The 24,777-nt window shown below is 59.1% G+C and carries 25 protein-coding genes and 3 pseudogenes; 6 read left to right on the top strand and 22 right to left on the bottom strand.

The features are described 5' to 3' along the window. Nucleotides 1-38 precede the first annotated feature (38 nt). A complete protein-coding gene (locus MUN79_RS07260) occupies nt 39-584 on the bottom strand; it encodes a T9SS type A sorting domain-containing protein (protein ID WP_244677061.1) in 546 nt (181 codons plus the stop codon). Further along, entirely contained in the window at nt 556-3,183 is a 2,628-nt protein-coding gene (locus MUN79_RS07255; RefSeq protein WP_244677060.1) for a beta strand repeat-containing protein, read from the bottom strand. The genes MUN79_RS07260 and MUN79_RS07255 overlap by 29 nt, the downstream gene beginning before the upstream one ends. Before the next feature lie 659 nt (nt 3,184-3,842). Here MUN79_RS07255 and MUN79_RS07250 point away from each other — a divergent pair. Then, the gene (locus tag MUN79_RS07250; RefSeq protein WP_244677059.1) at nt 3,843-4,460 is read left to right on the top strand and encodes a helix-turn-helix domain-containing protein; all 618 of its coding nucleotides are present in this window, start codon (nt 3,843-3,845) and stop codon (nt 4,458-4,460) included. A gap of 109 nt (nt 4,461-4,569) precedes the next feature. Beyond that, nucleotides 4,570-4,995 (top strand): hypothetical protein, encoded by a 426-nt coding sequence (locus tag MUN79_RS07245; RefSeq protein ID WP_244677058.1) that lies wholly within the window; start codon nt 4,570-4,572, stop codon nt 4,993-4,995. Between the two features lie 135 nt (nt 4,996-5,130). Here MUN79_RS07245 and MUN79_RS07240 read toward each other — a convergent pair whose 3' ends face one another. The 20 genes and pseudogenes from MUN79_RS07240 to MUN79_RS07155 all read right to left on the bottom strand — a co-directional run bounded on the left by MUN79_RS07240 (nt 5,131) and on the right by MUN79_RS07155 (nt 17,025). After that, nucleotides 5,131-5,934 carry an FG-GAP-like repeat-containing protein gene (locus MUN79_RS07240; protein WP_244677057.1) on the bottom strand — a complete coding sequence of 268 codons (804 nt, stop codon included), beginning with the start codon at nt 5,932-5,934 and terminating at the stop codon, nt 5,131-5,133. Next, complete coding sequence (locus MUN79_RS07235) at nt 5,880-6,392, bottom strand: FG-GAP repeat domain-containing protein (protein ID WP_244677056.1); 513 nt, start codon at nt 6,390-6,392, stop codon at nt 5,880-5,882. The genes MUN79_RS07240 and MUN79_RS07235 overlap by 55 nt, the downstream gene beginning before the upstream one ends. Beyond that, nucleotides 6,368-6,808, bottom strand: a complete 441-nt coding sequence (locus MUN79_RS07230; protein WP_244677055.1) for an Ig-like domain-containing domain — start codon at nt 6,806-6,808, stop codon at nt 6,368-6,370. The genes MUN79_RS07235 and MUN79_RS07230 overlap by 25 nt, the downstream gene beginning before the upstream one ends. Nucleotides 6,809-6,943: 135 nt before the next feature. Continuing rightward, nucleotides 6,944-7,516, bottom strand: coding sequence for a T9SS type A sorting domain-containing protein (locus tag MUN79_RS07225; RefSeq protein ID WP_244677054.1), 573 nt, complete (start codon nt 7,514-7,516; stop codon nt 6,944-6,946). 18 nt (nt 7,517-7,534) lie between these two features. Beyond that, nucleotides 7,535-7,594, bottom strand: a pseudogene (locus tag MUN79_RS31740) (hypothetical protein); the annotation flags it as partial. Beyond that, nucleotides 7,591-7,881: an FG-GAP repeat domain-containing protein gene (locus tag MUN79_RS07220; protein WP_244678289.1), complete on the bottom strand. Its 291-nt coding sequence runs from the start codon at nt 7,879-7,881 to the stop codon at nt 7,591-7,593. The pseudogene MUN79_RS31740 and the gene MUN79_RS07220, both read right to left, overlap by 4 nt. A gap of 38 nt (nt 7,882-7,919) precedes the next feature. Next, entirely contained in the window at nt 7,920-8,141 is a 222-nt protein-coding gene (locus tag MUN79_RS07215) for an FG-GAP-like repeat-containing protein (RefSeq protein WP_244677053.1), read from the bottom strand. 140 nt (nt 8,142-8,281) lie between these two features. Next, nucleotides 8,282-8,707, bottom strand: coding sequence for an Ig-like domain-containing protein (locus MUN79_RS07210; RefSeq protein ID WP_244677052.1), 426 nt, complete (start codon nt 8,705-8,707; stop codon nt 8,282-8,284). Nucleotides 8,708-8,895: 188 nt separating this feature from the next. Continuing rightward, nucleotides 8,896-9,174 carry a T9SS type A sorting domain-containing protein gene (locus MUN79_RS31735; RefSeq protein WP_375378212.1) on the bottom strand — a complete coding sequence of 93 codons (279 nt, stop codon included), beginning with the start codon at nt 9,172-9,174 and terminating at the stop codon, nt 8,896-8,898. Between the two features lie 11 nt (nt 9,175-9,185). After that, on the bottom strand, nt 9,186-9,638 hold the full coding sequence (locus MUN79_RS07205; protein WP_244677051.1) for a hypothetical protein: 453 nt from the start codon (nt 9,636-9,638) through the stop codon (nt 9,186-9,188). Beyond that, the gene (locus tag MUN79_RS07200) at nt 9,635-10,951 is read right to left on the bottom strand and encodes an FG-GAP-like repeat-containing protein (RefSeq protein WP_244677050.1); all 1,317 of its coding nucleotides are present in this window, start codon (nt 10,949-10,951) and stop codon (nt 9,635-9,637) included. Before MUN79_RS07200 ends, MUN79_RS07205 begins: the two co-directional genes overlap by 4 nt. Nucleotides 10,952-11,092: 141 nt before the next feature. Next, nucleotides 11,093-11,986 (bottom strand): ATP synthase F1 subunit gamma, encoded by an 894-nt coding sequence (gene atpG, locus MUN79_RS07195; protein WP_244677049.1) that lies wholly within the window; start codon nt 11,984-11,986, stop codon nt 11,093-11,095. A gap of 105 nt (nt 11,987-12,091) precedes the next feature. Next, a pseudogene (gene atpA / locus MUN79_RS07190) lies at nt 12,092-13,674 on the bottom strand (F0F1 ATP synthase subunit alpha). 4 nt (nt 13,675-13,678) lie between these two features. After that, nucleotides 13,679-14,242 (bottom strand): ATP synthase F1 subunit delta, encoded by a 564-nt coding sequence (atpH, locus tag MUN79_RS07185; RefSeq protein ID WP_244677048.1) that lies wholly within the window; start codon nt 14,240-14,242, stop codon nt 13,679-13,681. Between the two features lie 84 nt (nt 14,243-14,326). Further along, a complete protein-coding gene (locus MUN79_RS07180) occupies nt 14,327-14,821 on the bottom strand; it encodes a F0F1 ATP synthase subunit B (protein ID WP_244677047.1) in 495 nt (164 codons plus the stop codon). A 142-nt stretch (nt 14,822-14,963) separates the two neighbouring features. Continuing rightward, nucleotides 14,964-15,224 carry an ATP synthase F0 subunit C gene (gene atpE, locus MUN79_RS07175; protein WP_244677046.1) on the bottom strand — a complete coding sequence of 87 codons (261 nt, stop codon included), beginning with the start codon at nt 15,222-15,224 and terminating at the stop codon, nt 14,964-14,966. A 48-nt stretch (nt 15,225-15,272) separates the two neighbouring features. After that, nucleotides 15,273-16,337 (bottom strand): F0F1 ATP synthase subunit A, encoded by a 1,065-nt coding sequence (gene atpB, locus MUN79_RS07170; protein WP_244677045.1) that lies wholly within the window; start codon nt 16,335-16,337, stop codon nt 15,273-15,275. 33 nt (nt 16,338-16,370) lie between these two features. After that, nucleotides 16,371-16,565 (bottom strand): hypothetical protein, encoded by a 195-nt coding sequence (locus MUN79_RS07165; protein ID WP_244677044.1) that lies wholly within the window; start codon nt 16,563-16,565, stop codon nt 16,371-16,373. Beyond that, nucleotides 16,538-16,774: a hypothetical protein gene (locus tag MUN79_RS07160; RefSeq protein ID WP_244677043.1), complete on the bottom strand. Its 237-nt coding sequence runs from the start codon at nt 16,772-16,774 to the stop codon at nt 16,538-16,540. Before MUN79_RS07160 ends, MUN79_RS07165 begins: the two co-directional genes overlap by 28 nt. Before the next feature lie 11 nt (nt 16,775-16,785). After that, nucleotides 16,786-17,025, bottom strand: a complete 240-nt coding sequence (locus MUN79_RS07155) for an AtpZ/AtpI family protein (RefSeq protein WP_244677042.1) — start codon at nt 17,023-17,025, stop codon at nt 16,786-16,788. A gap of 216 nt (nt 17,026-17,241) precedes the next feature. Here MUN79_RS07155 and porW point away from each other — a divergent pair, with 216 nt between their 5' ends. The 4 genes and pseudogenes from porW (at nt 17,242) to uvrC (ending at nt 24,748) form a co-directional block, all read left to right on the top strand. Next, entirely contained in the window at nt 17,242-19,989 is a 2,748-nt protein-coding gene (gene porW / locus MUN79_RS07150; protein ID WP_244677041.1) for a type IX secretion system periplasmic lipoprotein PorW/SprE, read from the top strand. After that, complete coding sequence (locus MUN79_RS07145; RefSeq protein ID WP_244677040.1) at nt 19,986-20,336, top strand: hypothetical protein; 351 nt, start codon at nt 19,986-19,988, stop codon at nt 20,334-20,336. Before porW ends, MUN79_RS07145 begins: the two co-directional genes overlap by 4 nt. Nucleotides 20,337-20,426: 90 nt before the next feature. Continuing rightward, nucleotides 20,427-22,753, top strand: a pseudogene (locus tag MUN79_RS07140) (penicillin-binding protein 1A). A gap of 168 nt (nt 22,754-22,921) precedes the next feature. Then, a complete protein-coding gene (gene uvrC / locus MUN79_RS07135) occupies nt 22,922-24,748 on the top strand; it encodes an excinuclease ABC subunit UvrC (protein WP_244677039.1) in 1,827 nt (608 codons plus the stop codon). The last annotated feature ends 29 nt before the right edge of the window (nt 24,749-24,777 follow it).

Here is a 24,777-nt window from a genome sequence, read left to right as displayed (position 1 = left end):
CCCGGCCTTTTGGTCTTCCAGTAGTTTTAACAGTGGGGTTACTCGCGTACCAGGCGACCGGCGTGGTGCCCGGCCCGTACGATATAGAGCCCGGCAGGCAGCCCGGCCGGCAGCACCAGCTGGGCCGAGCCAGCGGCGTCGGCTGGGGTAGTCAGCACCACGCGGCCCAACCTGTCGAGGACCCGCACCAGGGCGCCGGGCTGCGCACCGGTGAGCGTGAGCGGGCCGTGGCTGGGGTTGGGGTAGAGTTGCAAGGCAGCGCTGGTGGGTACCGCAACCACCCGCACGGGCGAGTAGCTGACTGTGCCATCGGTATCCACCTGCCGCAGGCGGTAGTAAAGTACCGACACGCCCTGGGGCAGCCTGGTGTCCAGCCACGCGTAGCTCCGGCGGCTTGTGCTGCTGCCCGCCGCTTGCACCGTGCCAATGGCGGCAAAGGTTTTGCCATCCAGGCTGCGCTGCATTTCGAAGGTGGCGCTGTTCTGCTCCGAGGCTGTGGCCCAGGCCAGGCGCACGGCGCCTTCCCCTGCAGGGCGGCGGTGAACTGCGTCAGCTCTACCGGTAGCGGGGCGGCGGGGCACCATAGATGGCGATGCGCACCGTAACCTTGCTACCGTCGCCCACAGTCGTAAAGTAGCCGCCAGCCACGATTTGGCTGCTGGTGACGAGAAGAGCCTCAACACCATTGTTCAGCCCCGTGCCCACGGCGCTCCAGGCTGAGCCGTTCCACTTGGCGAGGCGGTTAACTGTCGTTACGCTGCTAGCGGTATTTACAGTGGAGAAATGTCCGCCCACGTAGAGCTCATTGCCCCACGCAGCCAGGGCATGAACGGTGCCATTCACTCCATTGTTAAAGCTGGTAGCCGTAGACGCGCCGTTGCCCAGGGCACTCCAGGTGGTGCCGTTCCATTTAGCGATGCTGTTAACCGGCACCGGGCCGCTGGCATTGGTGGCCGTGGAGAATAGGCCGCCTACGTACAGGTTATTATCCAGCACGGCCAGGGCATCGACTAGGCTGCTTACCCCATTGTTGGTGCTGGTAGCAGTAGCCGAGCCATTACCCAGCGCACTCCAGGCCGTACCATCCCACTTCACTATTCGTTGGGCTAGCACGATTGCACTGGCGCTGTTGGCTGCCGTGAAGTTGCCACCCATGTAGAGGTCAGTGCCCAGCACGGCCAGGACATTGACGGAACTGTTTACCCCGTTGTTGGTGCTGGTAGCAGCGGCTGAGCCATTGCCTAGCCCACTCCAGGCGGCACCGTCCCACTTGACAATATTATTAGCCCTCACCGAGCCGCCGGTAGTGTAGGCCGCCGTAAAGCTGCCACCTAAGTAGAGGTCATTGCCGAGCACGGCTAGGGCATAGACACTGCTGTTTGCTCCATTATTGATAATGTTGGCGGAGGCCGAGCCATTGCCCAGCCCACTCCAGGCCGTGCCATCCCAGCGGGCGATGTTGTTGGTCTCTACCGGACCGCCGGTAGTGTAGGCCGTTGTAAAGCTGCCACCCACGTAGAGGTCATTGCCGAGCACGGCTAGGGCATAGACGAGGCGGCTCACGCCGTTGTTGGTGCTGGTAGCCGGGGCTGAGCCGTTGCCCAGCGCGCTCCAGGCCCTACCGTTCCACCGGGCTACCCGATTGGCTGCTACCGGGCCCACGCTGGTAAAGTCGCCGCCCACGTAGAGGTCTCCGTTGGCAGCCCGCGCTACGGCGCGTATGTACCCATCGGCCCCGTTCAGACCCGAGCCCAGGCTGCTCCAGGCCGCGCCGTCCCACTTGGCGACATAGTTAATTGTGGCCGGGCCACTGGCGCTGGCGACGGCGTTGAAGGCTCCGCCCACGTAGAGATCATTGCCCAGCACGGCCAGGGCAGTGACATAGTTATTCGTCCCGTTGTTGGTGCTCGTGACCGGGGCTGTACCGTTGCCTAGCCCACTCCAGGTGGTGCCGTCCCACTTGGCGAGGTTGTTGGCCGGCACCGAAGTGCTGGCGTTGGCGACGGCGTTGAAGGTTCCGCCCACGTAGAGTTCGTTGTTCAGCACGGCCAGGGCATTGACGGAAGTATTGACCCCGTTGCTAGCGAGGGTCGCAAGGCCCGAACTTAGTCGGCTCCAACTCACGCCGTCCCACTTGGCTATCCGGCTGGCTGCCACTGTGCCGCTGGTACCGTTGGCAGCGGTATGCTGGCCCCCCACGTAGAGCTCATTGTTCAGCACGGCCAGGGCATTGACGACGTTGTTTACCCCGTTGTTGCCAACGGTGGCCACGTTAGAGCCGTTGCCCATCCCGTTCCAAGCCGAGCCGTCCCAGCGGGCCACGAAGCGGGTCGGCACCGAGCCGCTGGCACTGGAGGCGTCAGTGAAGCGCCCACCCACGTAGAGGTCGGTTCCCAGTACGGCCAGGGCATTGACGGTGTTGTTTACTCCGTTGTTGGTGCTGGTAGCTACCGCGGTGCCATTGCCCAGCCCGCTCCAGCTCGTGCCGTTCCACTTGGCCACGCGGTTAACGGACATCGAGCCGCTGGCACTATAGGCCGTCGTGAAGCTGCCACCCACGTAGAGGTCCGTTCCCAGTACGGCCAGGGCATACACCACACCTACCCCATTATTATTGTAGGTAGCCACCGTACTGCCATTGCCCAGCCCGCTCCAGGCCGTGCCGTTCCACTTGGCCACGCCATTGACGGCCACCGGCCCGCCGACGGTATACGCCTGGCTAAACAGGCCGCCCACGTACAGGTCGTTACCCAGCACGGCCAGGGCATTGACGGAACTGCTTACCCCGTTGTTGATGCTGGTAGCCGGGGCGGTGCCATTGCCCAGTCCGCTCCAGGCCGTGCCGTTCCACCGGGCTATTCCGCGGGCCGCTACTGCGCCCACAATCGTAAATTCACCGCCCACGTAGAGGTCCCCGTTAGCGGCCCGCGCTACGGCCCGCACGATGCCATCGGCACCGTTCATGCCGAAGCCGTCCTGCCATGTATCATCATCCGCGCCGGCGGGCCGGAAGGTGGGCTGTCCCGAGGCCGAATCAAGCTTCATGCGGTAGCCAGTGGCATCGAACGAGCCGGCTCCGCCCGGGCGCAGCGTGCCGTCGGCGTTGAGTACGGTGCCCAAGGAGGGAGTGGTGCCGCCGGCGGGAGCCTGGGCCTGGGCCGCCCAGGGCAGCAGGCCGAGCACTACTGCCAGGCAGCGCAGCAGCCGGCCCGGGCCCCCGAATGCCGGGAATAGAAGCCGTCAGACAGCGCCGCCAGGCACGACACAATACGTTCTGCGGCGCGCAATTCGCACCGGGAAATAGCAGTAGAGAATGGAATCATGCAACAGGCGGAGCGCCACTTCCGGGGTGTAGGCTAAGGCGGGAACCGGGCGAGCCGGAAGTCTGATAAGCTATAGAGCACTAAGAGCGAAGGGTAAAGGTACTACGGCTGAGCCTTAGGGTACCCTGGTCGTACTATTTTTCTCTGAAACGAGAGCCTGAATCCCGGTCACTGCTGCTAATCAGTAAGCGGCAGGGCCAAACAGCGCCGACGACGCGCCCCAGTGCAGCAGAAAAGGTAGCCCATGCCCCCATGCCGAGTACGTAGACAAACTCCTTACCTTGGGGAGGTTTGTCTACGCAGGTACGTAGACAGAGTAGCTTCTTTATCGAGGCTTGTCTACGTACCTGCGTAGACAAGCTTGTCCTAGTAAGGAAGCTTGTCTACCTAAACCGACTTCCGTAGGGGCTTTTGCTTCCTGTGGCTTCTCCCGGCTGAGTCGCAGTACCGAAAAAGGCGGTACTACCACCGAGAGCAGCGCTGACCACACTTTCACACCAACTCGTTTTGCCTGCTTTTATGCCTGATACCGAGTCTCTCATAAGTTTAACGGCCGCCGTTCGGGCACACTTCGGCCTGACGGTCCGGCAGCTAGCCCGTTATCTGGGCGTGTCGTCGGGCTTTGTGTCGCACCTGGAGGCGGGGCGGCGGGGCCTGTCGCCCGCCCTGGCCCCGCGCCTGCTGGTGCTCACGCCCCTGCTGCCCCCGCCCCTGGGCAGGGCCCGCCACCCGCTGCTGCGGCCTCCGCCCCCTTCGATCCACTGGCGGCCCTGCCCGCCCCGACGCTGCCGTGCTGCTGCCCCCGGACCAGCCACCACCGAGCACCTGCGCCGGTACTGGCGCCGGTACTGGCGGCGCTACCAGCTTCAGCTGCTCAGCCAGGGGCAGCAGCTGGCTCTGTTCCAGCGGCAGGCCGCGGCCCTGGAACACCGCCGAGCTGGGCTGGTCCTGCTACGGGCCGCCACCCCTCCTACCGACCCCGCCGAAGCTGCCCACTACGCCCGTTGGCTCGACGAGCTGGCCGCCGACCTGACCGTGGCTGACCCCGACCCAGCCGCCACGGCGGCCACCGGCCGCCTGCTGGCCGCCCGCGTGGCGGGGCTGCGTGCCACGCTGGCCCTACTACTGGCGGCGTAGCCTCCCCGGGCTTTCCAGGCCCTACCTTTTGGGGCCGGACCTAGTGTTAAAATTCAATATTCCAATTATCTTATACCCGGCAACTTCGCCACCTTTATCTATCCTATTTATGCCATTTCCAGTAGCATTACTTACCACTCAAGCCGAGTGCGACGCCGCCCTGGCGGCCCTGCAACGCGAGCTGCGCGAGTTCACCCTCAACGATGAGGTACTCGATTTGCGCGCCGATAAGTCGGCGGAGCGGGCACAAGACCGGGCCAAGGCCTTGCAGCAGGCCAAGGACGAGGTGGCGCGCCTCACCCCGCAGGTAGCCGCCATGACGGCCGGCACCCGGGAGCACCGCTTCCTCGACCGGCTCCTGACCCAGGCCACGCGCCGGGTGCAGGATTTGAGTTTGCCGCCCGCCCCCGGCACCAAAACGCCCGTGGATGCTTTCCTGCAAGCCGTAGATGGGCGCCAGGTAGCTGTGCAGGTGCCCGAGCTGGAGCAGGCCATCCAGGAAGTAACCAACCACCGGCCCACGCTAGCTGCCTAGTCGGCCTTTTTAATTAGTTCTACCCCTATCTGCAACTAAAAGAAACGCCCCACCCGGCTCCGTGCCAGGTGGGGCGTTTCGAGTTGTGAGCGGGCCGCTACCGGTTAGGTCTTACTCGGGGTTGGCGCGCCGGTCCTACTCCACCACCAGCCGCGCCACGGCTTGCCCGGCCCGCACCAGGTATACGCCCGCCGGCAGCCCGGCCAACGGCACTGTTACCTCGGCTTGGCCTGCCCCCACGGCCTGGCTGTGTACCAGCTGCCCCAGGCTACTAAAAATCTGTACCTGAGTTGTCCCAGTGGGTACCTGTACGCGGGCCGCCTGATGGGCCGGGTTGGGCGCCAGCTGCAAGCGAGCTGCCTCCTGCCCGGCTTTGGTGCTCAGGGTGGGGCCAGCCGCGTTGTTGAGCCAGGTCGACACACTTCCGCTGCTAATGTTAGCAACCAGCACATCCAGGTCGCCGTCGGTGTCGATGTCGCCGGTCGTTACGCCGATTGGTTCGCGGCCCGTAGTAAGGGTAGCACTGAGCGTCAGCTGCCCGGTGCCATTATTGAGGGCTACCAGCACTTGGTCCGTGCCCTGGCAGCTTACCACGACGTCGGGGGCCCCGTCTCCGTTCACATCGGCGGGCACCACCACGCGGGGCATTCCAAGGGCCAGAAACGTACTGACTACACTGAAGGCGCCTTGTCCATCGTTGCGGGCCAGCGTCACCGTGCTGTTTCTGATATTCGTGATAAGCAGGTCCAGGTCGCCGTCGGCGTCCATATCGGCTGTGGCCATGTTGCTTAACTCGCCACCCAGGCGCAGGGCCACAGAGCGGACAAAACCGCCGTTTCCGTCGTTGCGCAGCAAGTCCACGGTGCCCTCCACGTCATAGTTGATTACCAGCGCATCCTGGTCACCGTCGCCCTCCACGTCGGCGGGGCCACAAACCACGGCGCACTGCCGGTTACGACCACCTCCGCAGCCGCGAAGGTGCCCGCGCCGTTATTGCGCAGCATGCGCAGCCCCGGATTGGCTCCGTCGCCCACGGCCAGAATATCCAGGTCGCCGTCCCCGTCCACGTCGGTCAGGGCCAGGTGCCGGGGCTGGATGCCCACGGGCAAGTCGCTGCCTGCTCCAAACACGCCCCGGCCATCGTTGGGCCGGATGCTTACGGTGCCGGTGCCGTAGTTGGCCGTGAGAATATCCAGGTCTCTATCCCCGTCCACGTCGCCTAGCAGCACCCAGAACGGAATACCGCCGACTCGCACGCTAATGGTTCCCCCGAACGTCCCCTGCCCGTTATTGAGGCGTATGCTTACGTCACTGCCGCCCAGGTTGGCCGTCACCAAGTCCAGGGGGCCGTCGTTATTCACGTCGCCGGTCGTCACGTTGAAGGGGCCGTTGCCCATAGCCAGCGTAACCGGGGCCGCAAACGTACCGCTGCCCCCTGGGCGGCGGCAGTCAGTTCGTACACTGTGGGGCGGGCCAGGGTAGTACCAGTGCTGCTGCGTACCGTGGTGGGCACGCTCACCAGTACTTTCTCGCCGGGCCGGAAGCCGTTAGCGGGCTGAAAGGTGAGGCTATTGGCAGCCACAGTCGTGGTGCCTGGCAACAGCCCCGAATATTGGCTGCTGAACACTTTCAGGCCACCGGCCGTGGCCGCATCGGCGGCCAGCGGCTGCGAAAACCGGACGCTTACGCTGCCGGTGCGCGGCATGGCAGTAGAATTGGCGGCGGGCAGCAGGCCCGTCACGGCAAAGCTTTGAGCTGAGGCAGCAGCCACTGGCAACAGGAAGGCCAGCGGCCCCAGGAAGTAACGCTTCATCAATAGGGTAAAATAAAAGGCGAAAACAGGGTTAAAGTTAACCTGCCGGCCGGTAATGGGCACCCAGCTGCAGAGAAGATTGTGGGCAACTTCTCTGCAGCTGGGTGCTCGCTACCAAATGGTCCGTCTCGTTGCCTACTCCACCAGCAGGCGCTGCACCTGCGCCCCCGCCCGCACCACGTACACGCCCGGGGCCAAACCCACTGGTAGATTTAGCTGGACCGTGCCCGCCGCATCGGCGGTAGCCGCAGCCACCCGGCGGCCCAGAGCATCGAGCACCGCAATGGCGGCCCGCGGAGCCACGCCCGCTACCGTCACGGCCGTGCGGGCGGGATTGGGATAGGTCGAGAAAACTGCAGACGCAGTGGCCGCCGTTGAGGCCAGCGTGACGGGCTGGTTGAGGCGGCTGGTGATGGAGCCAGGGGAGCACACTACATAGTCAAGGTCGCCGTCGGCGTCCAGGTCGCCTGGGGTTACGGCTATAATGCCGTTGTTTTCCGACACTTCAGCATTGATAGCAGGGACCGAAAATACACCGAGGCCGTTGTTGAGGCGGATGCTCACCCCACGGGGAGCAGTGGCGGGTGTAAGCAGATCCAGGTCACCATCGGCATCTACGTCGCCTAGCGCGATGCTCCTCACGCTACCAGCCATAATTGGTATCTGACTTTCCGCCCCGAACAGTCCGGCACCGTTGTTCAGGAACAAACTTAGAAAACCGGAGGCATTATTAGTTCCGACTATTAAATCCAGATCACTGTCACCGTCTACATCACCTAAGGTCAGGGCCCGGGGTCATTTGCCACAGCTAGGCTTGGCACAGCAGCTCGGGCCGTGAAGACCCCAGCTCCATTATTAAACCGAAACTCTATTTTACCAGTGACATTAAAGGAGCCTGGTGCGACCAGATCCAAAGCACCATCCCCATCTAAATCACCCACTGCCAGGGCGGATAATCCACTGCCCAGGCCAGCAATTTCAGCGTTTGCAGCAGGTGCCGTGAAGACACCCGCCCCGTTATTGAGCCGAACACTGCCGCCGCTAAGCAGGTCCAAGTCGCCATCCCCATCCACGTCGACCAGGACCAAGGCACGCTGACTAAACCGTAATGCTACTTCTGCCCCACCGCTGGGGCAGTAAATACTCCACTGCCATTATTAATCCGGACACTTGAACTGGGGCTACCTAAGTAGTTCGTCGTTACAAAATCCAGGTCGCCGTCGCCATCAATGTCGCCTAGGGCCAAACCAGTGGTTTGCTCTCCCGCTGCCACGGTGGCATTGGCTGGAGAAGCAGTTAATGAACCAGTACCATCATTAAGTAGAACACTCACAGAATTGGCAGAAGTGTTAGATGTCAACGCGTCCAAGTCGCCGTCCCCATCTATGTCTCCAAGCACCAGGGCCGATGGGTTCGTAACCCCTGGCAGCGCGGCCGTGCTGCCCGGCACAAAGCCGCCCCGGCCGGTGCCGCCTACGGCCGTCGTAAACTGCAGCACGCGGGGTGCGGCCAATGCGCCCCGGCGCTGGCGGCAGCCGTCGTTACTGTTGCCTGCACCGTTTCGCCAGGCATAAAGGCGTAGGGTGCGGGCGTAAACCGGAGCGTGCTGCCACTTACTACGGTCGGCGTAGCCGTGGTGCGCAAGCCCCCGCGCTGACTGCTGAATACCTTGAGGGCCGAAGCCGAAGCCGGCGTGAGCGGCTGACTGAAGGTGACCGTAACCGCCGCCATACGGCTGGCGGCTGGCGCATTAGCGGCCGGTACTACGGCCGTGATGGTAGGCGCCTGGGCCAGTGCCGCCCCCGCGGGTAGCAACAGAAACAGGGCCGAAACAAAGCTAGCCGGCACTTGGCCGGAAAAAGTGGCTCGCACCGGCCGACTACGGTAAAAAGGATTCATGCGCACACAGATAAAACCAGAGAAAAATAGTTGCTCGCGCAGGGTATTGCTAACAGGTACAAGCAGCTAAGTAAAGCTACGCATTTGAACCGCACCGCCTTGCGCCCACAAAAAAGGCCCGCCTCCTTGCGGAAGCGGGCCCTTTATAAATTCTAGTAGCGTTTCCTTAGCCGCGGCTGTCAAATTGATTACTGTACGGCTATACGACGAGTCTCAGTAAAGTTGCCAGCCTGCAGGCGCAACGTATATATTCCGGTCGGCAATGCGGTTACATCGAGAACTAGGCGGGTACCGGCTGCAGGCAGCGGCAACTGCTGCTGTAGCACCGGTTGCCCAAGTACATTGAGCAGCGTACCCTGCACAGTAGCGGCACCACTTACAGCTGGCACATCGACTGTCAGCTGATCATGTACCGGATTGGGATACAGTACTAAGCCGGCAGTAGGCCAAGCTGACAGTGTAGTCAAGGCGGTACCAACTACAAACTGGGTATTACTGGTAAGTATTCCCCGGGCGTAGTTACCGTTACCACACCGGAAGTAGTACCACTGGGCACCGTCACGGTCAGGGTGGTGGGAGACGTGACGTTGAACGAGCCAGCGGGAGCCGCAGTACCGTTGAAGCTGACAGCCGTGGCCCCAGTCATGTCGGTACCACGCACCGTGACCAATGACCCAACAGGTCCTTGCGTTGGGTTCAGAGTAGTACGTAAAGGGGAGAGTTGATTGAGACGCACGCTTAGCGTACCAACACCTACTGTAGTACCGTACCGGGTATTGTCATTTGTGCTCACCAGGTCGAGCGCGCCGTCGCCGTTTACGTCTCCTAACGCCACCGTAACCGGATGGCTTGCTCCGACGGCGGGTTCGGGCGCCTGGGTAGGCTCCACTAAGATTCCGCTGTTCAATCCGCCGTTCAGGCGCAGACTCACTGCCTTCGCGCCAGTGCGGGGTCTTCATTGCCAACGACTACGTCTAAATCCCCATCCCCATCAACATCGCCTAGGGCGAGTTCTACCGGCCGAACCGCGACGCCCACCGAAGAGTGCAGCTCAAATTTCCGGTTCCCGGTGTTTCGCCACACTTCCACCACGTTGGCGGGAGACCACCGGTTCACGACCAGGTCGATTCGCCCGTCGCCGGTAACGTCGCCCAGCCCCATGCCATACACCGGGTACTCTATCTGAAAGCTAAAGCCCGACACGAACCGCGCGGTGTTCAGTCCGTTGTTCAACAGAACGTAAGCCACGTCAGTGGTGGAAAGGCCGAGTATATCCAGGTCGCCATCGGAATCAATATCGCCCAGCTCCATCCGAAAAAATCCGCCGGCCGAAAGCTCGGCTCCGACGGCAGGTGCTACGAAGTCGCCCGTGTTCAGCCCGCGGTTCAGCCGCAGACTAATCGTGCCTACGCCTCCCTGGTAGTTTACCAGCATATCCAGATCCCCGTCGCCATCTAAGTCGCCTAGTCGCACCGCCCCGGGAGTTTGTACCAGCGGGATGGTGGTCTTGTTCGCCGGCACGGTGAAGTTGCCGCTGTTTACCCCATCGTTGCGGCGCACCTCGACCAGCCCGGCATTACAGGCATTGACCAGATCCAAATCCCCGTCGCCATCTATATCACCCAGGGTAATGGCAGACTCACCCCGGTCAATATCGAAACGGCCGCCAACCGTTGGGGCCACGAAGTTGCCGCTGTTGAGTCCGCTGTTGCGGTAGATATTGACCGTGCTTACATCATCTCCCTGCACGCCGCTATTGGCGCTTACTAGGTCCAGGTCGGTATCCCCGTCGATGTCGGCCATTAACACGGTACGTGGCCCATTCGCTACTATCAACTCAGCATTGGTAGCCGGTGGGCTAAAAGCGCCGCCACCTAAAGCGGGCGCGGCGGTAATAAACTCATAGACCTGCGCCGGCACGCCCACGTTGGTTAGGCTTTTGACTGTATTGGGCACGCTCACCTGCACTTTCTCGCCGGGTTGGAAAGCAGTAGTCGGCGTAAAAATGATGGAGTTACCGCTCTGGGTGTAGGTTCCGGCCTTCTTGCCGCCGGCAACCCGGGAGTTTACCTGCACATTGGTAATTGTGACCGGATCAATGGGTTGGGCAGTAGTAATTGTCACGGCGGTTGCGCGAGGCGCGTTTACCGAGTTGCGCGTAGGCAGCAATCCAGTAATGGTAGGTGTTTGGGCCTGCGCTGTAACCGTTAGTAAGCAAATACTACAGAGTAAAAGGTTTTTCATGCAATGGTTAATGAATTAATTAGCTAGGAAACGGACAACAGAAGTACAGTTGGCAAACTCATCCGACCAAAAGACATTAAAAAAACAGCCAGCTTTTCGAGAAGAAAAGCTGGCTGTTCTGAATAATTAAACAGCGTTTCCTTAGCCGCGGCTGGCCGCCAGAGCTTCGGCCCCACCCACGATTTCGAGAATCTCGGTGGTAATAGCCGCCTGACGGGTGCGGTTGTAGGTAAGCTTGAGCGACTTGAGCAGTTCACCAGCGTTGTCGGTGGCTTTGTCCATGGCCGTCATGCGGGCGCCGTGCTCCGAAGCGTTGCTTTCCAGTACGGCCTTATACAGCTGCACCTTTAGCGACTGGGGAATCAGGGTCTGCACGATTTCCTCTTTCGAGGGCTCGAAGATGTAGTCCACGTTCGAGGTAGCAGCGGCCGCAGCAGGAGCCTCCACCGGCACCAATGGCAACAGCTGCTCCGCCCGCACGATCTGCGTGGCCACGTTCTTGAACTCGTTGTACACCATCGTTACCTCGTCGAACTGCCCGGTGCGGAAGCCTTCCATCGCCTGCTCGGCCGCTACGCGAACCGTTTCAAACGACAGCTGGCTAAACACGTGGGTGTAGTTGCCCAGTACGGGGCCGCGCTTCGAGAAGTACTCGTGGGCGCGCTTGCCAATGGCCAATACCGTAATGGTGCCGGCAGCAGCCTGAGCAGCGTAACGCTCCGCAATCAGGGCATTCACCCCTTTGAAGATGTTGCTGTTGAAAGCTCCGGCCAGGCCCCGGTCGGAAGTAATGGCGATGATCAGCACGCGGCGCACCTCGCGCTGCTCGCCGTACTCGCTCACTACGTCGTCGCCGGCCAGGCTGGTGAGGTTGCTCAGAATGCTGTTGAGCCGCTGGGCGTAAGGGCGCATGCGCAGGATGTTGTCCTGGGCCCGACGCAGCTTGGCGGCCGCCACCATTTTCATGGCTTTGGTGATTTGCTGCGTGCTTTGCACCGATACAATGCGGTTGCGGACTTCTTTTAAGCTAGCCATTCTCGTGAAAATAAGTTGTCAGTTGCTCGTTGTCGGTTGTCAGTTTGGGTAAGACCCTGCGGCCTTCTCCTGACAACTGACAACCAACAACTGACAACCAATGAATTACTTGGAAGCGTAAACCGCCGACAGGTCTTTGGCAACCTGACGGATGGCGCCGGTGATGTTATCATCCAGCTTGCCGGCCTTCAGGGCCTTGAGCTCCTCGGGGTGGCGCGACTGCATCACCTGGCGGAACTCGGTTTCGAAGGCCCGAACCTTGTCTACGGGCACCTGGTCGAGCAGACCGTTGGTAGCGGCGTAGATGATGGCCACCTGGTCTTCCACCTTTACGGGTGAGAACTGGGGCTGCTTCAGGATTTCGAGGTTACGACGGCCCCGCTCGATGGTGAGCTTGGTCGAGGCGTCCAGGTCGGAGCCGAACTTGGCGAAGGCTTCCAGCTCGCGGAACTGAGCCTGGTCGAGCTTCAGCGTACCAGCCACCTTCTTCATCGACTTGATCTGAGCGTTACCACCTACGCGCGATACCGAGATACCGACGTTGATGGCGGGGCGCACACCGGAGTTGAAAAGGTTGGTTTCGAGGAAGATCTGACCGTCCGTAATCGAAATTACGTTCGTCGGGATGTACGCCGAAACGTCACCAGCCTGAGTCTCGATGATGGGCAGAGCCGTCAGCGAGCCACCACCTTTCACCAGGTGCTTGATGCTCTGGGGCAGGTCGTTCATGTCGGCGGCAATCGAATCGGAAGAGTTGATCTTCGCGGCACGCTCGAGCAGGCGGCTGTGCAGGTAGAATACGTCACCGGGATATGCCTCACGTCCGGGAGGACGACGCAGCAGCAGCGACACTTCGCGGTAGGCTACGGCCTGCTTCGACAAGTCGTCGTAGACAACCAGAGCAGGACGGCCCGTATCACGGAAGAATTCGCCGATGGCGGCACCGGTGAAGGGAGCAAAGAACTGCATTGGCGCCGGGTCGGAAGCCGAAGCGGCTACTACCACGGTGTAGTCCATGGCGCCACCGCGCTGCAGGGCGTTTACTACCTGGGCTACGGTCGAAGCTTTCTGGCCTACGGCTACGTAGATGCAGAAAACCGGCTCGCCGCGCTCGAAGAACTCGCGCTGGTTCAAGATGGCGTCAAGAGCTACCGTCGACTTACCCGTCTGACGGTCGCCGATGATGAGCTCCCGCTGACCCCGGCCAATCGGAATCATAGCGTCGATAGCCTTGATACCCGTCTGCATGGGCTCGGTTACGGGCTGACGGTAGATTACACCGGGAGCCTTACGCTCCAGGGGCATGTCGAACGTATCGCCGGCAATAGGGCCGCGGCCGTCGATGGGCTGACCGAGCGTGTTTACTACGCGCCCGATGATGCCCTCACCAACCTGGATCGAAGCAATCTTATTGGTCCGCTTTACGGTGGCGCCTTCCCGGATTCCGCTGTAGTCGCCGAGCATTACGGCACCTACGTTGTCTTCTTCCAGGTTGAGAACCAGCGCTTGCAGGCCGTTTTCAAATTCAATCAATTCCCCGACTGGGCATTGCCCAGCCCGTAGATGCGGGCTACACCGTCACCAACCTGCAGAACCGTACCAACCTCTTCGAGTTCGGCTTCAGTCTTGAAGTTGGACAGCTGCTCCCGCAGAATGGCGGATACTTCATCCGGACGCACGTCTGCCATGTTGTTAATTTATATGGTGTTGGTAGGGGTTCTCTTTAAAAGAATTGCGCAGCTTGCGCAAGCTGTTGCGAACCGACTCGTCGAGCTGACGGTCGCCGACCCGCAGGATGAAGCCACCAATCAGCGACTCATCAACCTTTTCTTCGAGCGTAACGTTCTGCAAACCCGACTGTTCGCGAACAATCGTGTTCAGCTGCTCGCGCAAGGCCGGTGCCAGCGGGGCCGCGGTGGTAACCTGGGCTACCTGCATGCCGCGCAGGGCGTCGTACTGACTTTGAAACTCGGTGGCTACCCATTCCAGGGCGCTTTCGCGGTTGTGCTGGGTCACAATGGAGAAAAACTTCTCCGTGATTTCCGACACTTTGCCGCCGAAAATAGCCCGCAGAATCGCCAGCTTCTTATCGGATTTCACGATGGGATTGCGCAGCAGCAAGCGCAGGTCACGGTTTTGCTCCAGCGTTTTGCGGAACAGGTCCATGTCGAGCTTTACTTGCTCCAGCGTTCCACGCTCCTCGGCCAGATCCAGCAAGGACTTGGCGTAGCGGGAGGCAACTCGTTGTTCTGACATCGTTCTTAGTATTGAGTAGCTGGTAGTTGGCAGCAAGCACCTGAGCGGTAAAGCAGCAGGCAGCTCACGACCGAGTACTCACTACTAATTCAACTTTACATCCTTCAGGTACGAGTCCACGAGTTGCTGCTGGGAGCCGGCATCAGCCAGTTCACGGCGCAGAATGCGCTCAGCAATATCGATGGAAAGCTTGGCGGCCGTGTTCTTCACCTCGGTCAGCGCAGCGTGTTTCTCATTCTGAATGGCTTCGCGGGCCTGCATGATCATGCGGCTGCCTTCTTCGGTAGCCTTGTCCTTGGCCTGCTCGATGAGCTGGTTCGCCATTAGGGTAGCTTCCTGCATCATCTTGTCGCGCTCCATACGGGCTTCGGCGATGAGCTTTTCGTTACCGGCTTTCAGCTGCTGCATTTCGAGCTTGGCCTGTTCGGCCATGCGCAGGGCGCTTTCAATCGAATCCTCACGCTCTTTGAGGGAGCCAAGAATGGGTTTCCAGGCAAATTTGGCCAGCAGAAACAGCACGATGAGGAAAATCACCAGCTGCCAGAAGATCAGGCCAATATTGGGGGTTATTAAGTCCATATACTCAGAGTAGGAAGTGGGTGGATCAAGGAAGAGAAAAGCGGTAAACCGGCCATTCCAGCAACCCCAGAAAGCCAAGTCAGCCCGCCGCGCCGTGCGCCGAAGCGATGCGCAGCGGGCTGCTCAGGCAGTGCCCCTAGCTCTAGAGGTTGAACGAAATCAGCAAGCAGACTACTACGGCGAACAGACCCAGACCTTCGATCAGAGCTGCTACGATCAGCATTGCCGTTTGAATTTTGCCGGAAGCTTCTGGCTGGCGGCCGATGGCCTCCATAGCGCTACCACCAATACGACCGATACCCAGACCTACGCCCAGAGCAACCAGACCGGCACCGATAGCTGCACCAAATACAGCCAGACCTGCCGAATTAGTAATAGCCTGCAACAAGAGAGAAAGAAGCATAAAAAAGAATTAGTGGGGAGTGAAAAACAAAAAATGAGGGAAGGAAGACTAGTGGGCGTGGGCCTGCTCGGCACCGTCGCCACCGCCCATCTGGTAGTCGGCATCGTGGTGTTCTTCCACTGCGCCGCCAATGTACATGGCCGTGAGCAGGGTGAAGATGTAAGCCTGCAGAATGGCAACCAGCAGCTCCAGTATGTTGATGAACAGGCCAAAGGCCAGGGTCACGGGGCTGATGAAGATGCTCTGGAAGATGAAGATGAGCGAAATGAAGCTCAGGATTACAATGTGGCCGGCCGTGATGTTGGCGAACAAACGAATCATCAGGGAGAAGGGCTTTACCACCACGCCGACGAGTTCTACCGGAATCATGATAATCAGCAGGGGCTTCGGTACGCCGGGCGTAGCGAAGATGTGGGCCCAGTAGTTCTTGTTGGAACTGGCCAGCGTGATAATCAGCGTCAGCAGCGCCAGGGTCATCGTCACGGCAATGTTGCCGGTGAGGTTGGCAGCACCGGGCATCAACCCCAGCAGGTTGTTGAACCAGATAAAGAAGAAGATGGTCAGCAAATACGGCATGTAGCGCTCATACTTCGGTCCGATAGACTTCTTGGCTACCTCGTCGCGGATGAAAACTACGATGGGCTCAAAGAACGACTGGACACCGCGGGGCGCACCGCCGTGGTTTTTGCGGTAGCCACGGGCCACGGCCGTAAACACGAGCAGCAGAATAATACCGCTCAGAATAAGCGAGGCTACGTTTTTGGTAATCGAGAAATCGTATACCTTGCCGCCGTCTTCGGCCACGAGATGCTCATGCTCCAGCTTCAGGCCATTGTAGGCCTGGCCGTGGGCCAGCTGCGAGGAAGAGAAAACACTCAGGCCCTTGGCCGGTTGATAAGCAATAACGGGCAGCGGCAGCGTGAGGTGCGTACCGTGTTCTTCGTCGCCGAGGGTGGCGAAATGCCATTCGTGAGCGTCCCCGATATGGTGCAGAATCATCTCCCCGGGGCTGAAGGCCTCCTTGTCGGTAGCTTCGGCCTGTGTTGCGGCGGGTTCGTTGGCAAACACAGGAAGCGAAAGAATGCAAAAGAGAGCTATCAGTAAACGCTTCATTCAAAGAGGGTTAGGTTGTTGCTCACAAAACCTTCACAATTGGCTTTCACCCGGTTTTGAAAACGGGCGCAAGTTACTCAGGATGCTCCAGATTTCAAACCCGGCAAATAAGAAATACATTAAGAAGAAGCTCCCGAGAAATGTCCAGGTCCCGTGGCCCTGCTTGCCGCCACCTTTATAGAGGAAGACCAGCACCAGCGTCAGCGACAGAAGGAGCCGCAGCACCATGCCCCGAAGAAGGCGACCATAAACCCGTCGGGATTGGCCTTGAGCAGCACTGCCGTCAGCCAGTAGGTGACGCCGGTGAGTACGGCAAAGAAGCCCAGAATGTAGTAGGCCAGCGGATGAATGACAGTGGCGCCGAACTGCATCTGCAAGCCATACATGATGGCCCAGATAATGGCGCAGAAAATCAAAAAGTTGCGAAGAAACTGCACAGCTGGAAATTCTATTCGTTGCGGGAAAGGGAGCGGATAACCTGGTAGGTGGCGGCAATCAGGCCGAATACCATCAGGCCGATGGTGTACCAGGGCTTGTCGTTGTGGAAATACTCGTCGAGCTTTACGCCTCCCCAGGCACACACTCCTATTATAGCCAGCATCTGAAAGCCGAGCCCGGAATACTTGGCAAACGCCCGGAGCCGGTCGGTTTCGTTGGGGTCTTGGGGTGAGGGAGAAGCAGCGGCCATGACGGAAGCAGGTTTGGGGTGCGAAAGTATTGATTTTCCGGGCACTGACAGCCGATATGCTGCCAGATACGCAAGCAAACGGTGGGGGCTACGGAAAAACCGTAATTTTACCCAAAGTGCTGCGTTGTAGAAGCAGCGCAGGCTGCCGGAGCGAACGAATCGGCGGAGACTGCGCGTTTGAATCTGCTACCCCAGGCCTCGACTCTACTATCTGCTTTGACAAAGTATCCGCTTTTCCGCCTGCTTATTGCCCCGGTTGCCCTGCTGCTGGGCGTGGCTGCCTGCTCTTCGGAACGTAAGTCCGTGGTAGGCCGCACCTACGAGAACATCGTGGCCCGCGACAACGGCTTTTTCCTGGCCCGCGAGAAGCTGCGCGCCACCGAGGCTACCTTATATCAGGCCCGCGTCAACGATTATAACCGGGTGCTGCCGCTGTTTCCAACCCTGGATGACGCAACGGTGGGCCGGGTGACGGCCGACCTGGACGATATCATCAAGAAGGCCTCCCTCCCGATTCAGCACCGCCCCGGCTCCGACTGGACCGATGACAGCTACCTGGTTATCGGCAAGGCACGCTATTATAAGAAGGAGTACGAGGACGCGGGCAAGACCTTTAAGTACGTCAACACGACCAGCAAGGATCCTAATGCCAAGCACGAGGCGCTGATCTGGTTGATGCGCACGTTTCTGGCCCTGAAGGAATACGAAAATGCCGCGGCCGTATCGGACCTGCTCGATAAGGAACAAGGCGTGGAGCAGAATGCCCGGGAGCTGTTTCTGACTCGGGCCGAGTACTTCTTGCTTACCGGCGACCAGAAACAGGCCATCGTCAACCTCGAAAAGGCCACTCCCTATATCTCGCCCAAGAATGAACAGTCACGCACGCGCTACATTCTGGCCCAGCTCTACCAGGCCGGCGGGCAGGACAAGGAAGCGTACGCGCAGCTGAACAGGATTCTGAAGAAGAACCCGCCCTATGAGCTCGACTTCTTCTCGAAGCTGATGCTGGGCCAGGTTTCGGATTTGAACGCCACGGACCGGGCCCGCCTGGACAAGTACTTCGCCAAGCTGCTCAAGGATACCAAGAACAAGGAATATACCGACAAGATATACTACGAAATGGCGCGGCTGGAATACCGGCAGCAGCAGTACGACAAGTCCCTGGCCCTGCTGCGTAAAGCGGCGCGGGCTAATAGCACCAACCGGGCTCAGAAAGCCTACACCTTTCTGCTTTCGGGCCGCATCTACTACGAGAACCTGCAGAAGTACCGGCTGGCAGCCGCCTACTACGACAGCACCGTGCAGAACATGGACCGGGCGGCTCCCGAATATGCCGCCACCGCTGAGCGCAGCGACATCCTGCGGGAGTTTGCCAAGCAGATTACCACCGTTGAAACCCAGGATAGTCTGCAGGCTCTGGCCCGGCTGGACTCGGCCGCGCTGCGCACCCAGCTGCTGACTTTTGCCACAGCCGAAATAACAGCCCGTAAGCAGGAAGCCGACCGGATAGCAGCGCAGCAGGAGCGCACCGCCCGGATGGAGCAGCAGGCAGCCAGCGGCGTCAGTGCCCTACGGCCCGGCGAGTCGAACGTGGACCCGCTAGCCTTGGCCAACGGCGCCGGTGGCGCACTCTTTTACTTCGACAACCCGACCGCGCTAAGCACGGCCAAGGCTGAGTTCGTCCGCCGCTGGGGCGACCGGCAGTTGCAGGACAACTGGCGTACCAGCAGCCAGATTTCATCTTCGCCGGCTACCGCCCAGGGCGGCAACGTACCCCTGACTATTGCGGGCGGGAGCAGCACGCGGGTTAACCCGGTGGGGGATGCTACGCTTTCTGCTGCCGCAGACCCGGCCACCCAGGCCCGCCTACTGGCTGCTACCTACCGCCAGAACCTGCCCCTGACCGAAGCTCAGCTGCAGGCTTCCCAGAAGCAAGTGGAAGAGGCCCTGTTTGCCCTGGGCGCTATCTATGGGCAGCAGCTGAAAGAGCCGGCCCGCGCCGCCGAAACCTATGAGAAGCTGGTGGCCCGTTTTCCGCAGAGCAAGCACTCTCCGGAGGTTTTCTACAGCCTCTACCTGACTTATAAGGAACAGAACGACCCCAAGGCTGAGGCTTATGCCCAGCGCCTGCGCCAGGAGTATCCCAACTCGTCGTATGCCCGCCTTGTGGCCGACCCGGAGTATCTGCGGCGTGCCTCGCTGGCCAATGAGAAAGTGGCCATTCAGCTCGACTCAGCCTTTGCTTTCTACAAGAAGCAGGAGTTTAAGAAGGCTACCGCCGTGCTGGCCCGCACCAAAAAGCAAACCCCGGTAAGTGACCTGAACGACCGGGTGGCTTACTTGAGCACCCTACTGGTTATCCGGACCCAGCCTCCGGCAGCAGCCAAGCCAGCCGTAGAGAAATTTTTGAAAGAATATCCCGAGAGTCCCCTCAACGGGCAGGCAAAGGAGTTGCTGGCCAGCTATAAGCGCTACGAAGAAGGCCAGATTGCCGGGGCCCTAGCCTCAACCGACAAGCCGGCGGTGTCGATGTTCCGGCCGGGCGAGGTAGAAAACCGAATGCGGATATTCTATGCTCCCGACGAAACGCCGGCGTCTTTGATAACGCCCCCGCCGGCCCCGGTCAAATCTGAGCCGCCTACCAAAGCTCCGGTTCCGGCAGTGCCGGCTCCAGATGCTACCACCCCTACCCCAGCCATACCAACTCCGGCAGCACCAGCTCCCGAAACTAAAGCCACGCCCACTAAGCCTGCCGCCCGAAAGAAGGTTCTGAGCAAAAGAGAAATAGCCGCTGCCGCCGCGGCTGCCGCTGCTTCTACTACTCCGGCTACTACCCCTCCGGCTACCGCAGCCCCCGTCACGCCGGCCCCGGCCACTACGCCAGCGCCAACCAATACGCCCCCGGCACCTACTTCCCCACCTCCTGTCCCGAGAAGCCTGCCACGCCGTATGCCACCAACTTGACGGCCGGGCACGCAGTGGTGCTGACTTTCCCGAAAGGAGCGGCTCCTGCCCAGGGCCTGCCGGCTCAGTTAGTTACCTACAACAACCGCTTCTACCGCGCCAACAACCTGCAGGTACAGCCAGTACTGCTCGGCGACAATATGGACTTGGTAGTAGTACAGTCCCTGCCCGGCGCGAAAGTGGCGCAGAACTATGCTCTGAAGCTACGCGGGCCTCAGTCGCCGCTGAGCAAATTGCGGGGTGCGGGTTACCAAACCCTCATTATCGGTATTGATAACCTCCCGCTGCTGCTGCAAAGCAAGGATGTGGAGGAGTACCTGCGCTTCTACGAGAAGACTTACAAATAATTCTGAATCGTGAATTTCGGAGTATGAATTGCTCTGCATGACAGGCTCAGCTCAGGCCGGAATTCATCATTCATCATTCTGATTGCATACATGGCTTACCCCGCCACCAAGCCCAAGACCACCCGCAAACCCCAACGACCGGGTCGTTTTACCGGCCTAACCCGCACGCTCTGGTTTTTATTCGGAGGCGGTGTACTAGGCCTGATTCTGTACATCCTGGCCGTCAGCGTCAATTTCCTGAACCTGTTTGGGCGCATGCCCAACCTGAAAACGCTGGAAAACCCCAAAAGTGAGTTGGCGTCCGAAATCTACTCGGCCGATGGCGTACTCATGGGCAAGTACTTCCGGGAAAACCGTACGCCCGTCGACTACGAAGACCTGCCCCAGAACCTGATTGATGCTTTGATTGCCACGGAAGACGTGCGCTTCGAGGGCCACTCCGGCATCGACTTTAAGGGTCTGTTTGCCATTCCTTACTACGTGGCCACCGGACGCAGCCGCGGCTCGAGTACGCTCACCCAGCAGCTGGCCAAGGTGCTGTTCCGCACCCGCGGCGACCTAAACGACGGCACCCTGAACGACGTGCCGGGGCTGCGCATGCTCATCATCAAAACCAAGGAGTGGATTATGGCCGTGCGCCTGGAGCGCAGCTACACCAAGCGCGAAATCATGCGCATGTACCTTAATACCAACGACTTTGGCTCTAACGCCTTCGGTATTAACGTAGCGGCCAAGACGTTCTTTAATAAGTCGCCGAAAAACCTGAACCTGGAAGAGTCGGCGCTGATGGTGGGGGTGCTCAATGCTCCCTCCCGCTACAGCCCGGTGCAGAACCCTGAGCAGGCCAAAACCCGCCGCAACTGGGTGCTCTACCAGATGCGCAAGTACAACTACATCACGCCCGAAGAGCACGCTGTGGCGGCTGCCAAGCCCATTGTGCTGCACTACAGCGTCGAAAACTCCAACAAGGGTATTGCCCCTTACTTCCGGGCCGAGGTTAGCAAGTCGCTGCTGCAGTGGGCCAAGGAAACTGACCACGACCTGTATGCTGATGGCCTGAAAATCTACACGACCATCGATTCGCGGATGCAGAAGTACGCGGAGTCGGCCGTGGCTGAGCACATGAAGCAGCAGCAGAAGATGTTTGATGCGCACTGGAAAGGACAGTTGCCCTGGCGCGACGAGAACGGTAAAATCATTCCCAACTTCTTGCAAACTGCCATCAAGCGCACGGAGCGGTACCGTTCCCTGGAAAACCGCTTCGACGGCAACAAAGATTCCATCAACTACTATCTGAAGAAGAAGTACAAGATGATGGTTTTCTCCTGGCAGGGCGAGAAAGAGGTTATGATGTCGCCGCTCGATTCGCTGGCCTACTACAAGCGCTACTTGCACTCCGGCTTTATGGCCATGAACCCGCTCAACGGGCAAATTAAGGCCTGGGTGGGCGGCACCAACTTCAAGTACTTCAAGTACGACCACGTGAAGCAGGGCAAGCGGCAGCCAGGCTCCACCTTTAAGCCTATCGTCTACACCGCCGCTATCGACCAGGGTTACTCACCCTGCTACCAGCGTCCCGACGTAGCCACGACTTTCCCCGCCGTAGCGGGCCGTGCACCTTACACGCCTAAAAACTTTGAGGGTGGCTTCTCCGGCCGCACGTTTACCATCCGCCAGGCCCTGGCGCGGTCTATGAACTCGATTACGGCCTGGCTGGTGCAAAAGCTAGGTCCCGAAACGGTGGTATCGTACGCCAAGCGCCTTGGTATTACCTCCCTATCGAAGCCGTACCAGCCGTAGGGTTCGGCTCCAGCGACGTGAGCATCTACGAATTGAGCGGGGCCTACAGCACCTTCGTGAATAAGGGCGTGTGGACGGCTCCGATGATGGTGACGCGCATCGAGGACAAGAATGGCAACGTACTGCGGGAGTTCGTACCCCAGACGCGCGAGGCCCTTAGTGAGGAAACGGCCTACCTAATGACTTATATGCTACAGGCATCCACCACGGAGCAAGGTGGCACTTCGGTTATCCTGAAAACTGGCTTTAAGTTTCCCTACGAAATCGGAGCCAAAACCGGTACCACCAGCAACTACTCCGACGCTTGGTTTATGGGCATCACTCCGGACCTGGTGTGTGGTATGTGGGTAGGCGGCGAAGACCGGAGCATCCACTTCCGCAATGGCTCCTACGGCCAGGGGGCGCGGGCAGCATTGCCCATCTACGGCCTGTTCATGCGCAAGGTATACGCCGATAAAAGCATCGGCGTCAGCACTAGTCCCTTCCCCAAACCCGAGCAGCCGCTGTCCATCGAAATCGACTGCAGCCGCTACTACGGCGGGCAGCGCGACACAATTCCTTACGACCAGAAGCTCAACCAAACCGACTTGCAAGACATCGACGAGGAAGATATTTAAACCTGGTCTAAAGATCCTCAAGGGCACGAACACAAAGTGGCAGGCGGTTTTCGTCTGCCACTTTGTGTTTTAGAATATAGCCTCGGCTAAACTTGTTTGACCGAATTATCCCAACCTCTGCTTTGTTTTATGAGTTAAATCCGTACTCCGCCTCCGTCTTATTTCCCTATGGCTGCTAAAGACCATCTGCAAGAACAAATCCGGCACCTTCCTCACCGGCCCGGCATCTACAAATTCTTTGACGACGAAGGTATTATCTACGTTGGCAAAGCCATTGACATTCGTAAGCGGGTCAGCAGCTACTTCAACAAGCAGGACCACAACAAGAAGACCCAGCAGCTGGTGCGCAATATCAAGCGCATCGAGTTTACCATTGTCGACAGTGAATCGGACGCGTTTCTGCTGGAGAACAACCTCATCAAGCAGAATCAGCCCAAGTACAACATCCTGCTCAAGGACGGCAAAACCTACCCCTACTTGTGCCTGACCAACGAGCGTTTTCCCCGCCTGCTTCCCACACGCAAGAAAATCAACGACGGCTCCCGCTACTATGGCCCGTATGCCAACCTCACGGCCATGAACATCCTGCTGGAGCTGATTCGGGCCTTGTATCCGTTGCGCACCTGCACTTATAACCTTTCGCCCGAAAACGTGGCAGCGGGCAAGTTCAAAGTTTGTCTGGAATACCACCTGGGCAATTGCAAAGGGCCCTGCGAGGGGTTAGTTGAGGAGGAAGTTTACAACCAGAACATCCAGCAGATCCGTAACATTCTCAGCGGCAACCTGAGCGTACCCAAGGCCTACTTCAAAGAGAAGATGATGGCCGCCGCCCAGGACCAGCAGTTTGAGCTGGCTCACTCCTTCAAGCAGAAGCTCGACCGGCTCGACGAGTTCCAGGCCAAGTCGACGGTAGTAAATGCCTCCTTGTCCAATATCGACGTCTTCAGCATTGCCGCCAACGAGAAAAGTGCCTTTATCAACTACCTGAAGGTGATGAATGGCGCTATTATTCTCACGCAGTCGGTGGAAGTGCAGAAGAAGCTCGACGAAACCGATGCTGAGATTCTAGCTCCCATGATCATGCAGATGCGGGAGGAGTTTGAAAGCCAGTCACGGGAAGTGCTAGTCAACGTAGCCTTACCGGAATTGCCGATTGCAAACGCCACAGTCACCGTTCCTCAAATCGGTGATAAGCGGAAGCTGTTGGAGCTTTCTATCAAGAACGTCATGTATCTGCGCAAGGAGAAGGAGAGCATGAACGACCGGTCGAAAGACCTGAACGAGGTCCGTATCATGGAAACCATCAAGAAAGATTTGCGTCTTACGGAGCTTCCTAAGCACATCGAGTGCTTCGACAACTCCAACTTCCAAGGCGACAATCCGGTAGCTGCTATGGTGTGTTTCCGCAACGCCAAGCCCAGCAAGAAGGACTACCGCCACTATCACATCAAAACTGTAGTAGGCCCCAACGACTTCGACTCGATGTACGAAGTTGTAACCCGCCGCTACCGCCGCTTAGTGGATGAAGGTGCCTCGCTGCCCCAGCTTGTTATTGTCGACGGAGGAAAAGGTCAACTCAGCATGGCCGTCAAGGCATTGAAGGATCTGAATCTGTGGGGCCAAATACCGGTCATCGGCATCGCCAAGCGCTTGGAAGAAATTTACGTACCCAACGACCCTTTGCCGCTTTACATTGACAAGAAGAGCGAGTCCTTACGTCTTTTTCAGCGCATGCGTGACGAAGTACACCGTTTTGGCATCACCTTCCACCGTAGCCGCCGCGACGCCGCCACGCTCAAAACAGAGCTAACGGACGTGAAGGGCCTGGGCCCGGTTACTGCCGAGAAACTGCTGACTAAGTTCAAGTCAGTAAAGAAGATTAAAGAGTTAACCGAAGCGCAATTGATTGAAGAAGTAGGTAAGGCTAAAGCTCGTATTCTGCTCACTTACTTTAGTGAGCAGGAGGCCACTGAGCCTGGTCTCGCGGTAGAATAGTCGCCAAATTCTTAGACAAACAAAAAGGC

It is taken from the genome of Hymenobacter cellulosilyticus, from assembly GCF_022919215.1.
Lineage (GTDB): Bacteria > Bacteroidota > Bacteroidia > Cytophagales > Hymenobacteraceae > Hymenobacter > Hymenobacter cellulosilyticus.
Note: the sequence above shows the minus strand (reverse complement) of the source record. Positions and strands in the feature narration are given on the sequence as shown.

What these genes read in the sequence shown, in the direction of transcription:
- MUN79_RS07245 (WP_244677058.1), top strand. Translation starts at nt 4,570, where the DNA reads ATGCCATTTCCAGTAGCATTACTTACCACTCAAGCCGAGTGCGACGCC.
- atpH (WP_244677048.1), bottom strand. Translation starts at nt 14,242, where the DNA reads ATGTCAGAACAACGAGTTGCCTCCCGCTACGCCAAGTCCTTGCTGGAT.
- MUN79_RS07235 (WP_244677056.1), bottom strand. Translation starts at nt 6,392, where the DNA reads ATGGGCAACGGCCCCTTCAACGTGACGACCGGCGACGTGAATAACGAC.
- MUN79_RS07165 (WP_244677044.1), bottom strand. Translation starts at nt 16,565, where the DNA reads ATGGTGCTGCGGCTCCTTCTGTCGCTGACGCTGGTGCTGGTCTTCCTC.
- MUN79_RS07210 (WP_244677052.1), bottom strand. Translation starts at nt 8,707, where the DNA reads ATGAATCCTTTTTACCGTAGTCGGCCGGTGCGAGCCACTTTTTCCGGC.
- uvrC (WP_244677039.1), top strand. Translation starts at nt 22,922, where the DNA reads ATGGCTGCTAAAGACCATCTGCAAGAACAAATCCGGCACCTTCCTCAC.
- MUN79_RS07155 (WP_244677042.1), bottom strand. Translation starts at nt 17,025, where the DNA reads ATGGCCGCTGCTTCTCCCTCACCCCAAGACCCCAACGAAACCGACCGG.
- MUN79_RS07260 (WP_244677061.1), bottom strand. Translation starts at nt 584, where the DNA reads ATGGTGCCCCGCCGCCCCGCTACCGGTAGAGCTGACGCAGTTCACCGC.
- atpG (WP_244677049.1), bottom strand. Translation starts at nt 11,986, where the DNA reads ATGGCTAGCTTAAAAGAAGTCCGCAACCGCATTGTATCGGTGCAAAGC.
- atpB (WP_244677045.1), bottom strand. Translation starts at nt 16,337, where the DNA reads ATGAAGCGTTTACTGATAGCTCTCTTTTGCATTCTTTCGCTTCCTGTG.
- MUN79_RS07230 (WP_244677055.1), bottom strand. Translation starts at nt 6,808, where the DNA reads ATGAAGCGTTACTTCCTGGGGCCGCTGGCCTTCCTGTTGCCAGTGGCT.
- atpE (WP_244677046.1), bottom strand. Translation starts at nt 15,224, where the DNA reads ATGCTTCTTTCTCTCTTGTTGCAGGCTATTACTAATTCGGCAGGTCTG.
- MUN79_RS07180 (WP_244677047.1), bottom strand. Translation starts at nt 14,821, where the DNA reads ATGGACTTAATAACCCCCAATATTGGCCTGATCTTCTGGCAGCTGGTG.
- MUN79_RS07200 (WP_244677050.1), bottom strand. Translation starts at nt 10,951, where the DNA reads ATGAAAAACCTTTTACTCTGTAGTATTTGCTTACTAACGGTTACAGCG.
- MUN79_RS07250 (WP_244677059.1), top strand. Translation starts at nt 3,843, where the DNA reads ATGCCTGATACCGAGTCTCTCATAAGTTTAACGGCCGCCGTTCGGGCA.